General features: G+C 72.9%; 15 protein-coding genes. 9 read left to right on the top strand and 6 right to left on the bottom strand.

All coding sequences use genetic code 11. The annotated features are described in order from the left end of the window. The first annotated feature begins 82 nt into the window (after nt 1-82). Together IA22_RS0117500 and IA22_RS0117495 are read left to right on the top strand one after the other, a co-directional pair. A complete protein-coding gene (locus IA22_RS0117500) occupies nt 83-568 on the top strand; it encodes an ATP-binding protein (protein ID WP_179831237.1) in 486 nt (161 codons plus the stop codon). A 50-nt stretch (nt 569-618) separates the two neighbouring features. Next, nucleotides 619-1,014 (top strand): STAS domain-containing protein, encoded by a 396-nt coding sequence (locus tag IA22_RS0117495; protein WP_030124120.1) that lies wholly within the window; start codon nt 619-621, stop codon nt 1,012-1,014. Between the two features lie 12 nt (nt 1,015-1,026). Here IA22_RS0117495 and IA22_RS0117490 read toward each other — a convergent pair whose 3' ends face one another. The 4 genes from IA22_RS0117490 to IA22_RS0117475 all read right to left on the bottom strand — a co-directional run bounded on the left by IA22_RS0117490 (nt 1,027) and on the right by IA22_RS0117475 (nt 6,009). After that, nucleotides 1,027-1,416, bottom strand: a complete 390-nt coding sequence (locus tag IA22_RS0117490; RefSeq protein ID WP_030124119.1) for an STAS domain-containing protein — start codon at nt 1,414-1,416, stop codon at nt 1,027-1,029. Continuing rightward, nucleotides 1,376-2,506, bottom strand: a complete 1,131-nt coding sequence (locus IA22_RS0117485; RefSeq protein WP_030124118.1) for a cobalamin B12-binding domain-containing protein — start codon at nt 2,504-2,506, stop codon at nt 1,376-1,378. The genes IA22_RS0117490 and IA22_RS0117485 overlap by 41 nt, the downstream gene beginning before the upstream one ends. Then, a complete protein-coding gene (locus IA22_RS0117480) occupies nt 2,503-4,194 on the bottom strand; it encodes a SpoIIE family protein phosphatase (protein ID WP_030124117.1) in 1,692 nt (563 codons plus the stop codon). Before IA22_RS0117480 ends, IA22_RS0117485 begins: the two co-directional genes overlap by 4 nt. Nucleotides 4,195-4,476: 282 nt before the next feature. After that, nucleotides 4,477-6,009 carry a SulP family inorganic anion transporter gene (locus tag IA22_RS0117475; RefSeq protein WP_051694810.1) on the bottom strand — a complete coding sequence of 511 codons (1,533 nt, stop codon included), beginning with the start codon at nt 6,007-6,009 and terminating at the stop codon, nt 4,477-4,479. 249 nt (nt 6,010-6,258) lie between these two features. On the opposite strand from IA22_RS0117475, the gene IA22_RS0117470 reads away from it, so the two are divergent. Beyond that, on the top strand, nt 6,259-6,666 hold the full coding sequence (locus IA22_RS0117470; RefSeq protein ID WP_209443740.1) for a MerR family transcriptional regulator: 408 nt from the start codon (nt 6,259-6,261) through the stop codon (nt 6,664-6,666). Between the two features lie 118 nt (nt 6,667-6,784). Further along, nucleotides 6,785-7,096 carry a hypothetical protein gene (locus IA22_RS35275; protein ID WP_081889835.1) on the top strand — a complete coding sequence of 104 codons (312 nt, stop codon included), beginning with the start codon at nt 6,785-6,787 and terminating at the stop codon, nt 7,094-7,096. Here the strand turns inward: IA22_RS35275 and IA22_RS0117465 are convergent. Then, nucleotides 7,029-7,601 (bottom strand): TIGR03086 family metal-binding protein, encoded by a 573-nt coding sequence (locus IA22_RS0117465; protein WP_014155619.1) that lies wholly within the window; start codon nt 7,599-7,601, stop codon nt 7,029-7,031. The genes IA22_RS35275 and IA22_RS0117465 overlap by 68 nt on opposite strands. 80 nt (nt 7,602-7,681) lie before the next feature. On the opposite strand from IA22_RS0117465, the gene IA22_RS0117460 reads away from it, so the two are divergent. Together IA22_RS0117460 and IA22_RS0117455 are read left to right on the top strand one after the other, a co-directional pair. Continuing rightward, the gene (locus IA22_RS0117460; RefSeq protein ID WP_030124114.1) at nt 7,682-8,518 is read left to right on the top strand and encodes a helix-turn-helix domain-containing protein; all 837 of its coding nucleotides are present in this window, start codon (nt 7,682-7,684) and stop codon (nt 8,516-8,518) included. Between the two features lie 83 nt (nt 8,519-8,601). Further along, nucleotides 8,602-9,351: a Mut7-C RNAse domain-containing protein gene (locus IA22_RS0117455; protein ID WP_030124113.1), complete on the top strand. Its 750-nt coding sequence runs from the start codon at nt 8,602-8,604 to the stop codon at nt 9,349-9,351. Nucleotides 9,352-9,360: 9 nt separating this feature from the next. On the opposite strand, the gene IA22_RS0117450 is transcribed toward IA22_RS0117455, so the two are convergent. Further along, nucleotides 9,361-9,861 carry a hypothetical protein gene (locus IA22_RS0117450; protein WP_030124112.1) on the bottom strand — a complete coding sequence of 167 codons (501 nt, stop codon included), beginning with the start codon at nt 9,859-9,861 and terminating at the stop codon, nt 9,361-9,363. A gap of 136 nt (nt 9,862-9,997) precedes the next feature. On the opposite strand from IA22_RS0117450, the gene IA22_RS0117445 reads away from it, so the two are divergent. From IA22_RS0117445 to IA22_RS0117435, 3 genes are all read left to right on the top strand, one after another. Next, complete coding sequence (locus IA22_RS0117445; protein ID WP_014155615.1) at nt 9,998-10,333, top strand: YnfA family protein; 336 nt, start codon at nt 9,998-10,000, stop codon at nt 10,331-10,333. Between the two features lie 62 nt (nt 10,334-10,395). Next, on the top strand, nt 10,396-11,154 hold the full coding sequence (locus tag IA22_RS0117440; RefSeq protein ID WP_014155614.1) for an SDR family NAD(P)-dependent oxidoreductase: 759 nt from the start codon (nt 10,396-10,398) through the stop codon (nt 11,152-11,154). A gap of 236 nt (nt 11,155-11,390) precedes the next feature. After that, a complete protein-coding gene (locus IA22_RS0117435) occupies nt 11,391-13,019 on the top strand; it encodes an alpha/beta hydrolase (protein ID WP_051694809.1) in 1,629 nt (542 codons plus the stop codon). Nucleotides 13,020-13,033 lie beyond the last annotated feature (14 nt).

Raw genomic sequence — 13,033 nt, 5'->3', positions numbered from 1 at the left:
CCGCCCTCGTGTCGCGCCGCCCACGGACCGGCCCCCGGTCAGGACGTGTGGCGCGGGCCCGACCGGGCAGGCGCAGAGGGCGATGAACGGGGAACGAGAAGTGCTGAGGGACGGCGCGATTCCTGCCGATGGGCCGGAGGAAGCCGTCGGCCGGCCTGCCCCGGAACAGCCGGTGGGCGCGGGCCCCGACCCCGGTGTGCCCCGGAACGCGGCTGCCGCACGGGACATGGTCACCCGTCTCCTGGAGACGGAGTTCTGCGTGCTCGGCGAGGAGGGTCCCGTCGACGTCGTGGTCGCGGACGCGCTGCTGGTGACCTCCGAGCTGGTGACCAACGCGGTCAGGCACGGCGGAGGACTCACCGGCTTCACCGCGGAGATCACCGACGACGGCCTCCTGCTCACGGTCGCCGACGCGAGCACACGCGCCCCGGTCACCGAGGAACGCGATCCGGCAGCCGCCTCCGTCGGCGGCTACGGCTGGCTCCTGGTGCGTCGCCTCGCGAGGCGGGTGTCCATCACGTACCTGCCCGACGGGAAGCACATCGTGGCGCTGGTCGCCCTCACCTGAGTGGCGGGGCGTGCGTACCCGGAGCCGGGGGCAGTTGGCATAATCCCCGCATGGTCCGCGAGCCCCTCGACAACTCCACGCCGGCAGGCCCGCCCGTGGTGGCGGCCGAGGGCGCTGTCGACGGTCACTGGGTCGTCCGTGCGCAGGGCGATCTCGACTCCGACACCATCGACCCGCTGTTCATCGCCCTGTGGGAGGCGGCGCCCGGGCACGAGGTCGTCGTACTGGACGCGTCCGCGGTCACCTTCGCGGACTCCTCCTTCCTCAGCCTCCTCATCGAGGTGCACCGGCGGACCGAGTTGCGCGTGGCCGCACCCGGGACGGTCCTGGCCAGGCTCCTGCGGACCGCGGGCCTCGACCGGGTGATCAGGAGCTACCCCACGCTCGAAGCGGCCCTCGGTGACCCGCCGCGCGGCTCCGGAGCGCCGCCCGCTCCTCCCGGCTGACGCGGTGGCGCCTCAGCCGGAGGGAACGGGCGGCGGGCCGTCCTGCGCGCGTTCGCCCTGGGCATCGGCACCGTCGAGGACGAACAGGTGCCGTATGCCCGTCACCTCCAGGGTCCTGAGAAGGAAGCGGGGCGCGTTCAACAGCTGCAGGACGACACCGCCCGGCGACGTGCCGCGGTGGATCAGCAGAAGGGCGGAGACACCGCTCGAGTCACACATGCGCAGCCCTGAGCAGTCCAGGACGAGCGTCTGCGGAGCGGGGTCGGCGGCGAGGCACGCCTGGGCACGCTCCACCAGCTGCTCGCTGGTGTCGTAGTCCAGGTCACCGCCGAGACGCAGCCGTACGGCACCCGGACCGGCTTCAACTTCCAGGGTGAAGGGCGGGCAGTGCTGATCGGTCATCCGAGGCTCCGGGGTTGTTGCCGACGGCTGCCGCGAGGAGGTCCAGGGCGGAACGCGCCTCGCCGAGCAGCCGGGTGGTTCGGGGGAAGTCCTTGAGCTCCGTCCCCAGGACGTCGAGGACCGGCAGCAGGGAGGCGGCCGGAACCCGCCGGGCCTCGAGGATGCCGGCGGTCCAGGTCAGGAAGCCGGTGAAGAGCTCGTCGTCGTCCATGTAGAGGGCCACGCCCAGGTATTCGACGATGTGGGCGATGTCCTGCGCGGTGTGCTCGCGCTGCTGCTCCGTGTAGGCCGCGGCCGGGGGGAAGCGGGTCTCCATCTGGGCCATCACCTCCCGCACGAGCTGCGGTCTGCTGCGGACGACGAGGGTGTACTCCTGGTCGCTCAGGTGCGGCAGATCGTCTATCTGCTGCCGTCCGACGGCCGGTACCGGCACGGGGATGCCGTCCGCGAGACGGCGCGCGGCGGAGCGGGCGTCGGGCGCCCAGGCGTCGGCCCCCAGCCGGAGCGCGTACCGCCCGTCGGGCCCGAACGCCGCCCCGCCGGCCAGTACGGGCACCCCGACGGCCTGGCAGGCGGTGACGGCCGCGTGCGCGGTGGGCAGCCGGGTGGGGATGGAGGAGGAGAGCGCGACCACGTCGGCACCGTTGTTGTGCAGGTGCCCGATGAGGTGCGGAGTGGGCACCTGGGCCCCGAGGAAGTCGACCTGCCAGCCCCGCAGCGTGAGGACCTCGGCCAGCAGCCGGGCCGGCAGCACGTGCCATTCCTGGTCGACGCAGGCCACGGTGACGCGGCCCAGCCGCGGAGTGGTGCGGACGGCCGGGTGGTGGGCCAGGGCGGCGATGACCCGCTCGGCGATGGCACTGGCCGCGTGCTCCTGCGCCACGCTCAGGCGGTTGGCCGCCCACTCGGTGCCGACCCGCGCCTGTACCGGGGCGATGACGTCCAGCAGCGCGGTCTCGGGGTCGATACCGGCGTCCAGGGCGGTGAAGAGCACGGCGGCTGCGGCGTGCTCGTCCCGGCTGGTCACCGCGGTCCACAACTGGTCCTGGAGACCGCGCACATCGGGCGCGGCGAGGGTGTCGGTACTCATTGCGTGTACCTGCCCCGGGTGTGCCCGTTCACCGCGCTCAGGTGCGTGGTTGGCGGGGCGGTGATCGCGACGAGGGCCATGTCGTCGTGCCGGCCGTCGTGGAGCCATTGGGAAGCGAGCATCTGCACCCGCTCGACCACGGCGGCTCCGGGCATGCCCGCGCACTCGGCCATGGCCCGCATCAGCCTTTCCTCACCGAACAGTTCGTCGCCGAGGGGCCCGCCGCGGGCCTCGGTGACGCCGTCGGTGTAGAGCAGGCACGTCTCGCCCGGGAGCAGCTCGGTCTCCACCGTGCGGGCCTCGATGTGGGGCAGTGCCCCGACGAGGGTCCCCCGGGTGTCGATCTCCTCCACCCTGCCGTCGTTGCGGATCACCAGGGGCGCGGGGTGGCCCGCGGAGGTGAGGCGCAGACGCACCCGGTTCTCCTCGCGCCGGACCGAGGCCAGCACGAGCGTGGCGAAGCGGGTGTGGTGCGAGTTGAGGAGCGCCCCGTTGAGCAGCCGCAGCATGCCCTCGTGGTCGCCCGCCATCGGCGTCAGCGCCTGGAGGGTGTTACGGATCTTGCCGGTGAGCACCGCCGCGTCCAGGCCCTTGCCGCACACGTCGCCGAGGACCGCCAGGGACGCCTCGTCGGGCGTGCTGCCCGGGTGGACGTCGTAGAAGTCGCCGCCGACCCGGTCCCGTGCCGCCGCGGGCTGGTAGCCGCCGGCGAACTCGACGCCGTTGACCCGGTCGAGCCGGGGCGGCAGGAGGTCGCGCATGAGGGTCCGCGTTATGTCGCTCTGCTCCGCGTAGAGGCGTGCCGCGGACAGGGCCGCGCCGGCCCGCGCCGCGAACAGCCGGGCGAAGACCTCCTCGTTCTCGCTGAACTCGGTGGAGGCCGTGCCGCGCAGCAGCACCAGGACACCCGCCGGGACGCCGTGGCCCGGCAGCGGGGTGACGGACGCCGAGCCGACGGTCCCGGTGAAGCCCTCGGGGATGAGCCAGTCCGGCAGGGAGGCCGGGTCGATCCACCGGGAGGGGACGGGCGGGAATCCCTGCAGCGCCTCGCTCAGGCCGGGCACCAGGGCGGTGTCCGCGGTCACGGTGCGGCGGACCGCCGCACCGCCCTCGACCGCGTACGTCATGGGCAGCTTCCGGCCCGCGGCGGGCACGATGACGAGGGCGGCCTCGGCGAGGTACTGGGAGGCGAGCTGGGCGGTGACGTGCATGCAGCGGTCGGTGTTCAGCGACGCCAGAAGTACGTTCGACGCCTCCGCCAGGAAGGCGGTGCGCTCCCGCTCCGTCGCCAGTTCCTCCTCGACCAGGCGCCGGTCGGTGTCGTCGACCAGCCACCACACCACGCCGCCGTCCCCGTCCGGGGCCGGGGCAGGGTGCGCCTCGAAGCTGCGCGCGCCGATCCGCCCGCGGAACACGGGGGGCGACGGTGCGGTGACAGGGGTGTCACCGGCCGGGCGGTCGGCGGAGTTCGTCGTTTCCTCGTGGGCACGTGCCAGCCAGGACGGCGCGGCATCCGACAGTGCGGCGCCCGGAGCGGCGCCTCCCAGGAGTGAGGTCGCAGCCGGGTTGAGGTCGCGGACCGTTCCGGTCCGGTCGACGACGATCACGGCGTACGGGGCCGGGCCCCACAGGTCGGACGCGGACCGTTGCTGAGTTTTCGTGGCGATGTGTTCCTTCAGAGGAGCCATGAGGGGGGACCCGCCCGGGGCGAGTCGCACCACCTTCCAACTGGACGAAAGTACTTTCCCTGCGGCAACCATTGCCCAGCCGGGGCATGGATGGCAACCCGCCCCTCCACGCCAGGACGGTCGCGGAACGACGTGTGCGTCATCTCTCCCGAGTAGCTTCACACCAGACACACAGATCGTGTCGGATGCCTGGTACCGTCCGCGCCGTCCCGGCTCCCGGCGGACCTGGCGGGCCCCCTCCCGGCACACGGCACGGGCACACCGGCAGGGGCCCCGGACGCCTCAGGAACCGCCGGCGAGCCGGCCGCTGAGGGAGCCGTGCAGATCGGCGCTCCCCGCGTCGAGACCGATGATCTCGACGCTCTTCCCGCGTTGTACGTACTTCGTGGTGATGGCGTCGAGCGTCGCGACCGAGGAGGCGTCCCAGATGTGTGCCGAGGCCAGGTCGATGACGACCGACCGGGGATCGGCCGCGTAGTCGAACCGTCCGACGAGGTCGTTGGACGAGGCGAAGAAGAGCTCCCCGAAGACGGAGTAGACGATCCGTTCGCCGTCCGGGTCGGTGACGGACGTGACATCGGCGAGGTGGGCGACCCGCCTGGCGAAGATGACCATGGCGGTGACCGAGCCGACGACGACACCGACGGCGAGATTCTCGGTGGCGACTACACAGACCACCGTGACAACCATCACCACGATCTCTCCGGCCGGCATCCGCCTGAGCGTCCCCGGCGCGACCGAGTGCCAGTCGAAGGTCGCGAAGCACACCATGACCATGACCGCGACGAGTGCCGCCATCGGGATGCGGGAGACGAGCGGCCCGAACGCGATGCACAGCACCATCAGGAAGACGCCCGCGAAGAACGTGGACAGCCGGGTGCGGGCACCGGACACCTTCACGTTGATCATGGTCTGGCCGATCATGGCGCAGCCGCCCATGCCGCCGAGGAAGCCGGTCACGATGTTGGCGACGCCCTGGCCGATCGACTCGCGGGTCTTGCTGGAGTGGGTGTCGGTGATCTCGTCGACCAGCTTCGCCGTCATCAGCGACTCCATCAGGCCCACCAGCGCCATGGCCAGCGCGTAGGGGGCGACGGTCGTCAGGGTGTCCAGGGTGAACGGCACGTCGGGCAGGCCGGGCACCGGCAGGGACGAGGGCAGCTCGCCCTTGTCGCCGACCGTCGGCACGGCGATGCCGGCGGCGACGGTGATCGCCGTCAGGATGACGATGGAGACCAGCGGCGCCGGGACCGCCCTGGTGATCCTGGGGAACAGCACCATCAGGACCAGCCCGCCGACGACCAGCGGATACACGGGCCAGGGGACGTCGGTCAGTTCGGGGACCTGGCCCATGAAGACCAGGATCGCCAGCGCGTTGACGAAGCCGACCATCACGCTGCGGGGCACGAACCTCATCAGCCGGGCGACCCCGAGCGCGCCGAGGACGACCTGGAAGACCCCGCCCAGGATGACGCCCGCGATCAGGTAGCCGAATCCGTGCTCCCGGTTGAGCGGGGCGATGACGAGGGCGACCGCGCCGGTCGCGGCGGAGATCATCGCGGGCCTGCCGCCGACGACGGAGATGACGACGGCCATCGTGAAGGCGGCGAACAGACCGACGGCGGGGTCCACCCCGGCGATGATCGAGAACGAGATCGCCTCGGGGATCAGCGCGAGCCCCACGACGAGACCGGCCAGGACCTCCGTACGGAAGACCTTCGGGGACAGCCAGGCCGGCCGGAAGCCGCGCAGCCGGCCGGCCGGGGACAGTACGGATGGAGGCAAGGGAGACGCGACCTGTCGTTGTTCGGGCATGTCCGGCGGACCGGGACGTGCGAAGGACGCGGAGGGCCGGGGGGCATCCCGCGGATCGCCCGCGACTGCGGACGGAGACAAGGGGGGCGGCCGTCGTGCGGCGGTGCGGATCACACCCGCTCGACCGCGCCGGAGGCGTCGTCGGCTCCGGCCATCTGGCGCCGGGCAACTCTACCCTAACGTTAGGGTAGAGATCGAAGCGCCGGCCTCCCGTGGCCGTGGCGGGAGTCGAGAGGGCACGTGGGCACCGTGAGCAGCGAGCACATGCAGATCGGCGAGGTCGCCGCGCGCACCGAACTCTCGCTGCGCACGATCAGGCACTACGAGGAGACCGGGCTCGTGGCCCCCTCGGCCCGTTCCCGCGGCGGATTCCGGCTGTACACGGAGGCCGATGTGGCACGGCTGATGGTCGTCCGCCGGATGAAGCCCCTCGGCTTCAGCCTGGACGAGATGCGGGATCTGCTGGAAGCGGTCGACCGCCTCGACGACGACGGGACGGCGCCGGGCGAGCGTGTCGAACTCCTGGAGCGGGTGCGCGCCTACGAACGGTCCGCGACCGAGCAGGTCGCCAGACTGCGGGTCCAGCTGGCACGGGCGGAGGAGTTCGCCCTGACCCTGCGCACCCGCCTGGACCGCGACGGACCGCGGGAGGCGTGACCGCCGGGGCGGACCACGGCGGAGATCATTCTTCGGCCACCGAATGGCCGAAGAATGATCTCCGCCGCACCGGCGGGCCTGCCGATGCAAGGAGCACGACTTCCGAGGAGGCCCCCGCATGGACGACCTGCTGCTGGCCCTGACCGTTCCGGCCGTGGTCGTCGTGAGCGGGGTGTTCACCGTCTGCGACTGCCGACGGCGTCGCCGCCGCCCGCCACCGCCGTACACCCGCCGGGCCGCCCGTCTCGCCTCACGCGACGTGCTGCTCTCGGCGGAGTCCGTCGTCGGCGGCGCGTACGCCGCCCTCGGGAGCCTCTACCCCGGCCCGGCCTCCCGGCGGCCGGTTCTCCCCGCCCCCACCGTCAGCGGCGGGACGGGCGCCAGCCGGGGTCACGGCCGGTCATGGCGAGCACCCGCTCGAAGGCCGTAGCCTCCGGCGCCACGGGGAACGGCTCGCCGAACACCTTCATCTCCCGCGCCTTCGGCGCCATACCTGCCATACCGGGCTCCAGTTCCGCGACCACGGCGGGATCCGGCACGTAGTCCTGGCCCGTCGCCCGGGCGAGGTCCCAGGCGTGCACGGTCAGGTCCCCCAGCACCATCAGCCCCACCGTCCTGGCCGGCATGGCCATGCCTCCGGTCGTCCCCTCCTCCGCACCCGGCTCGCCCCAGGCCCGCACCAGCCGAGCCGTCTCGTCGTCGAACCGGCCTCTCCAGTCCCCCGTGACGACGTCCTCCGTCCGGCTGAAGTCGGACGTCCCCTTGGCGGCCAGGACCCGGAAGTTCCCGATCACGGAGAAGAGATGGTTCAGCAGGGCCCTGACGTCGTACTCGCTGCACGGTGTGCCACCGGCCAGCTGGGCGTCGTCGATGCCCCGCACCACGGGGACCGCCCGTGCGGTGGCCTCTTCGAGGAGTTCGCTGATCGTCTTCATGCCTCCGACGATGCACCCCGCGCGGCACGGCGTCTTGAAGAAACACGCCAGGGGCCACGGGACGGCCTTAGGATCCCGCCATGGCCGGACCTGGACGCGAGACGCGGGGCATCGTCGACGCCCCCGACCTGTTCACCCGCGTGCGCTTCCGCCTCCGTGACCCCGCCCCGGAACTGCGGCCGTACCTGGAGCACTACTGGCTGATCGACTGGGACCTCTCGGAGCCGTACACCTCGCGCGTGGTGCCGCACCCGAGCGTCCACCTGGTCTTCGAGCGCACGGAGTCGGGCGGCGGGGCACGGCGCGACGGCTCCGCCGAGGTCTACGGCATCGTGCAGGGCCTGTTCAGCCAGCGGCTGGAGGGCAGGGGGCGGGTGTGCGGGGTGAAGTTCCGGCCGGGCGCCTTCCGGCCGTTCGCCCCGCAGCGGCCCGTCTCGGAATGGACCGGGCGCCGGGTCCCGGCCGACGAGGTGCTCGTCGCACCCGGCCACGGGCCCTCCGCGTCGGCGGCGGTGCCCGCGGTGCTCGGTCCGGCCGACGAGGACGCCCGGGTCGCGGCACTGGACTCGTACGTCCTGTCCCTCCTCCCGCGACCGGACCCGCAGGCGGAACTCGCGACGGAACTCGCCGAGCTCGTACGGACGGACCGCTCACTGCTGCGGGTGGACGCCCTCGCCCGTGCGGGCGGGCTCTCCGTACGCTCCCTGCAACGGCTGTTCTCCACCTGTGTGGGGGTCGGGCCCAAGTGGGTCATCCTCCGCCACCGCATCCATGAGGCACTGCGCCGCGCCGGATCGGACCCCGAGCCCGACTGGGCGCGCCTCGCAGCCGACCTCGGCTACAGCGACCAGGCCCACCTCGTCAGGGACTTCACGGCCACGGTCGGTGTCCCCCCGGCCGCCTTCGCCCAGCGCTGACCTCCACCGGCGCATCCGTCACCACGGGCACCACCGTCGGAAACCCCTCGCTGCCGCGCCCCGCCCGATGGCATCCTGACCAGGTGAACGGACCCGAGATCGCCCTCGAAGTAGCCCCGGAACTGCGGCTCTTCGTCGCCCATGACCGCCGCCGTGGACGCACGCCCGTCACCACGGACGGCTCGTCGACCCTCGGACACGTCGTGGAGTCCCTCGGCATCCCGCTCACCGAGGCCGGGCAGCTCCTCGTCGACGGAAGCCCCGTGCCGGTGTCGCACATCCCCGGTGCGGGCGAACTGGTCGAGGTCAGGGCGGTGCGGCGCCCCCAGCAGGTGCCCGGCGCACCGCTGCGCTTCCTCCTCGACGTCCATCTCGGGACGCTCGCCCGGCGGTTGCGCCTCCTGGGGGTGGACGCCGCGTACGAGAGCGAGGACATCGGCGACCCGGCGCTGGCCGCCCTCTCGGCGGAGCAGCGGCGCGTCATGCTCTCCCGCGACCGGGGGCTCCTGCGCCGCAGGGAGATCTGGGCGGGGGCGTACGTCTACAGCGACAAGCCCGACGAGCAGCTCCGCGACGTCCTGGGCCGCTTCGCCCCCGCACTCGCCCCGTGGACCCGCTGCACGGCCTGCAACGGGGACCTCACAAAGGCCGACAAGGACTCCGTCAGCTCCCGGCTGGAACAGGGCACGCAGGCGTCCTACGACGTGTTCGCACAGTGCACCGCCTGCGGGCGGGTCTACTGGCGGGGAGCGCACCACGCCCGCCTGGAAGCCATCGTGGAGGACGCCGTACGCGAGTTCGGCACGGCGGGGGACCAGGCGCCGACCGCCTGAGGGGCGGGCTCAGAAGGCGTAGGCGTCACCCGTGGACAGGACCAGCACCTCATGCGTGTCGTTCTGCGGGTTCCGGTCGCTCGCGCCACCGTTCCACACGGTGTCCACCCGCACCACGACCTCGGCGGGCCGGCCCTTGAAGCCCAGTCCCAGAGCGGTGCGGCGCGCCTCCGCCGCCACGCGCAGCGGGCCGGTCCCGCACAGCACCGTGCTGCCGCCGCTGCGCAGGCAGCCCGGGGGCAGACGGGACCATGCCGCCAGGGGCACGGAGAAGCGCAGCCGCACCGTCGCGTCGGCGAGCGGCGAGGGCCCCCGGTTCCCGGTCCGCAGCTGGACCTCGATCCGCTCCTCCCGGAGCGAGACGCGGCCGTGGTGGGCCACGTCGGCCTCCGGGGCGATCCCCCGGGGCGCCGGCTCGGCCACGGCCGACAGCCCCGGACCCAGCACCACGGCCGCCGCCACCGCCGCGACGGCGGGCGCCTTCAGTACTGCTCTCCACGTCACTCGCATATGCCGAACATACCGATAAGCCACAATTCCCCCTGTCCGATGACCGGTTCGCCGCGCTTCCGCCCACCCGCACGGCCCACCGGCGCCGTCCGCCCCGGCCATCGGTTCCCGCGCACCCGCATGACACGCTGGACCCATGCTCGTCGCCCGCTCCCTCGCCCTCTTCGTCGTAGCCGCGCTCTTCGAGATCGGAGGTGCCTGGCTCGTCTGGCAGGGCGTGCGCGAGCACCGCGGATGGATCTGGATCGGCGCGGGCGTCATCGCTCTCGGGGCGTACGGATTCGTGGCCACGCTCCAGCCGGACGGCGACTTCGGCCGGGTCCTCGCGGCGTACGGCGGGGTGTTCGTCGCCGGTTCGATCGCCTGGGGCATGGCCGCCGACGGCTACCGCCCGGACCGCTGGGACGTGACCGGCGCGCTGATCTGCCTGGCCGGCATGGCGTTGATCATGTACGCCCCCCGAAACCACTGAGCCCGCCCCCGGAGCGCCCGCCTATCCTGGCCCCGTACCGATCAGCTGTCCGAGGAGTTCGCATGGCCGCCACCCCCATCGCCGTCATCACCGGCGCGAGCAGCGGCATCGGTGCCGCGACCGCCAGGCAGCTGGCCGCCGCCGGATACCGCGTGGTGCTCACCGCGCGCCGCAAGGACCGCATCGAGGCACTGGCCGCCGAGCTCACCGACGCGGGGCACAAGGCGACGGCGTACGCCCTGGACGTCACCGACCGTGCGGCGGTCGACGAGTTCGCCACCGCGTTCCGCTCGCTGGCCGTCCTCGTCAACAACGCCGGCGGTGCGCTGGGGGCCGACCCCGTCGCCACGGGCGATCCGGCCGACTGGCGCCAGATGTACGAGACCAACGTCATCGGCACGCTCAACGTCACCCAGGCGCTGCTCCCCGCCCTGACCGCGAGCGGGGACGGCACCGTCGTGATCCTCTCCTCCACGGCCGGCCTGTCGACGTACGAGGGCGGTGGCGGTTACGTCGCCGCCAAGCACGGCGAGCACGTGCTCGCGGAGACCCTCCGCCTGGAGATCGTCGGCACCCCGGTCCGCGTGATCGAGGTCGCGCCCGGCATGGTCAAGACCGACGAGTTCGCCACCACCCGCTTCCGGGGCGACACGGAGAAGGCCGCCAAGGTCTACGCGGGCGTCGACGCGCCGCTCTCCGCCGACGACGTGGCCGACACGATCACCTGGGCGGTCACCCGCCCCAGCCACGTCAACATCGACCTCCTGGTGGTCCGCCCCCGCGCCCAGGCCTCCAACTCCAAGGTCCACCGCACGCTCTGAGACCGACGGCAGAGCCCCGGATCCCCGCCGCAGGGGTCCGGGGCTCGCGTGCGTGCGGCCCCGGCCTCTCCCCCCGACGGCACCCCCGACGGCACCTCCCGGCGCGGACCGCGTCGGCCGATCGGCCGCGCATGCCTCGCGCGCCGCACCGGAGCGCTGTGTCGTGGACACAGGTGCGTGCCGGGGTCCAGGCCGTCGGCTGTCTCGGGCGCTCAGTCACAGAGAGAGGCCGGAGCATGCCTGCACACCCCGTGCGCGGATCCATGGTGGTCCGGCGGCGTCACGCCGCCGTCGTCGCCGCGGTGATGTCCTGCTCGACCGTGCTGACCGCGCAAGGCCCGGTCGAGGCCGACGGCGCGTCCATACCCTCGGTGCCCGCCCCGCAGCTGGAGTGGAGACCCTGCGTCCCGGGCAGTCCGTTCGACTGCGCGACCGCGCAGGTGCCCCTGGACCACGCGGCCCCCGGTGGCCGCTCCGTCGACCTGGCCGTCGTCAGACGGAAGGCGACCGGGCCCGGAAAGCGCGTCGGAACCCTGTTCTTCAACCCCGGCGGACCCGGCGGGCCCGGGACGGTCCAGATGCCGCAGAACTACGCGTTCTTCCCCCGCGAGGTGCGGGAGCGGTTCGACATCGTCAGCTGGGACCCCCGCGGCATCGGCAACAGCACCGCCGTGAACTGCTTCACGAGTCCCCGGGAAGCGGCCGACTGGAACGCGAGCAAGGCCGTGGGCTTCCCGGTGGGCGAGAAGGAGCAGAAGGCCTTCACCGCCGCGTACGCGGATCTCGTCCGCCGCTGCGAGAAGACGGACCCCGAGCTGCTGCGCCACGTGTCGACCGCCGACACCGCCCGCGACCTCGATCTGCTCCGCCGCTCGGTGGGCGAGCCACAGCTCAACTACTACGGGATCTCCTACGGCACGATCCTGGGCGCCACCTACGCCAACCTCTTCCCGGGCAAGGTCCGCGCCATGACGCTCGACAGCAACATCGGCCCCCGGGCCTGGACGAATGACGCGTCCGACGACGCCCGGCTCACGACGTTCCTCCGCGTCGGCTCGGACCACAGCGCCGCAGCGACCCTCGACCGGTTCCTCGACCTGTGCGGTTCCACCACCACCGCCCGCTGCGCCTTCTCCGCCGGTACCCCGAAGGCGACCCGGGACAAGTTCGACCGGCTGACCGAGCGGCTGCGGAAGGAGCCCGTGGACACCTGGACGTACGCCCGTACGGTCGCCGACGCGGTGAACAGCCTCTACCTCGTCAGCGGGTGGTCCGACCTCGCCGGCCGGCTGCAGGAACTGTGGCGGGGCCGCGCACCGGAGCCCGCCGCCTTCCCGCCCGCACCACCGGTCCCCGACCCGGACCCGTACCTGGGCGAGGAGCAGGCGGCGGCCGTCCTCTGCGGCGACAGCCCCGATCCGCGTGACCCCGGCGTCTACCCCTTGCTGGAGGAGGCCTCCGCCGCCCGCGCGGGCGACGCCGGGCGCTTCTGGACCTGGGCGACCGCCGGGTGCACCGGCTGGCCCGCCTCCCCCGACCGCTACACCGGCCCCTGGGACGAGCGGACCGCGAACCCCGTCCTGGTCGTCGGCACGACCTACGACCCCTCCACCGCCTACCCGAACTCGCGGGCCATGGCCGAGGAGCTCGCCGACGCACGCCTGCTGACCAACGAGGGGTACGGACACACCGCCCTCCTCAACCCCAGCACCTGCGTCCAGGACCACGAGAGCCGGTACTTCGTCGACGGAGTCCTTCCACCGGCCGGAACGACCTGCCGGCAGGACACCCCGCCCTTCACCGCCCCCAAGCCGAGCGGTGGTGTCGCCGCCGGCGGCGGCGCGCTCGCCGTCGGCCTCTCCTGAGCGGGCGGCAGGCC

It is taken from the genome of Kitasatospora papulosa (genome assembly GCF_000717245.1).
In the GTDB taxonomy this organism is placed as follows: Bacteria; Actinomycetota; Actinomycetes; order Streptomycetales; family Streptomycetaceae; genus Streptomyces; species Streptomyces papulosus.
This window is presented reverse-complemented; position numbering and strand designations above follow the sequence as displayed.

What these genes read in the sequence shown, in the direction of transcription:
- IA22_RS0117500 (WP_179831237.1), top strand. Translation starts at nt 83, where the DNA reads ATGAACGGGGAACGAGAAGTGCTGAGGGACGGCGCGATTCCTGCCGAT.
- IA22_RS0117495 (WP_030124120.1), top strand. Translation starts at nt 619, where the DNA reads ATGGTCCGCGAGCCCCTCGACAACTCCACGCCGGCAGGCCCGCCCGTG.
- IA22_RS0117490 (WP_030124119.1), bottom strand. Translation starts at nt 1,416, where the DNA reads ATGACCGATCAGCACTGCCCGCCCTTCACCCTGGAAGTTGAAGCCGGT.
- IA22_RS0117485 (WP_030124118.1), bottom strand. Translation starts at nt 2,506, where the DNA reads ATGAGTACCGACACCCTCGCCGCGCCCGATGTGCGCGGTCTCCAGGAC.
- IA22_RS0117480 (WP_030124117.1), bottom strand. Translation starts at nt 4,194, where the DNA reads ATGGCTCCTCTGAAGGAACACATCGCCACGAAAACTCAGCAACGGTCC.
- IA22_RS0117475 (WP_051694810.1), bottom strand. Translation starts at nt 6,009, where the DNA reads ATGCCCGAACAACGACAGGTCGCGTCTCCCTTGCCTCCATCCGTACTG.
- IA22_RS35275 (WP_081889835.1), top strand. Translation starts at nt 6,785, where the DNA reads ATGGACGACCTGCTGCTGGCCCTGACCGTTCCGGCCGTGGTCGTCGTG.
- IA22_RS0117465 (WP_014155619.1), bottom strand. Translation starts at nt 7,601, where the DNA reads ATGAAGACGATCAGCGAACTCCTCGAAGAGGCCACCGCACGGGCGGTC.
- IA22_RS0117460 (WP_030124114.1), top strand. Translation starts at nt 7,682, where the DNA reads ATGGCCGGACCTGGACGCGAGACGCGGGGCATCGTCGACGCCCCCGAC.
- IA22_RS0117450 (WP_030124112.1), bottom strand. Translation starts at nt 9,861, where the DNA reads ATGCGAGTGACGTGGAGAGCAGTACTGAAGGCGCCCGCCGTCGCGGCG.
- IA22_RS0117445 (WP_014155615.1), top strand. Translation starts at nt 9,998, where the DNA reads ATGCTCGTCGCCCGCTCCCTCGCCCTCTTCGTCGTAGCCGCGCTCTTC.
- IA22_RS0117440 (WP_014155614.1), top strand. Translation starts at nt 10,396, where the DNA reads ATGGCCGCCACCCCCATCGCCGTCATCACCGGCGCGAGCAGCGGCATC.
- IA22_RS0117435 (WP_051694809.1), top strand. Translation starts at nt 11,391, where the DNA reads ATGCCTGCACACCCCGTGCGCGGATCCATGGTGGTCCGGCGGCGTCAC.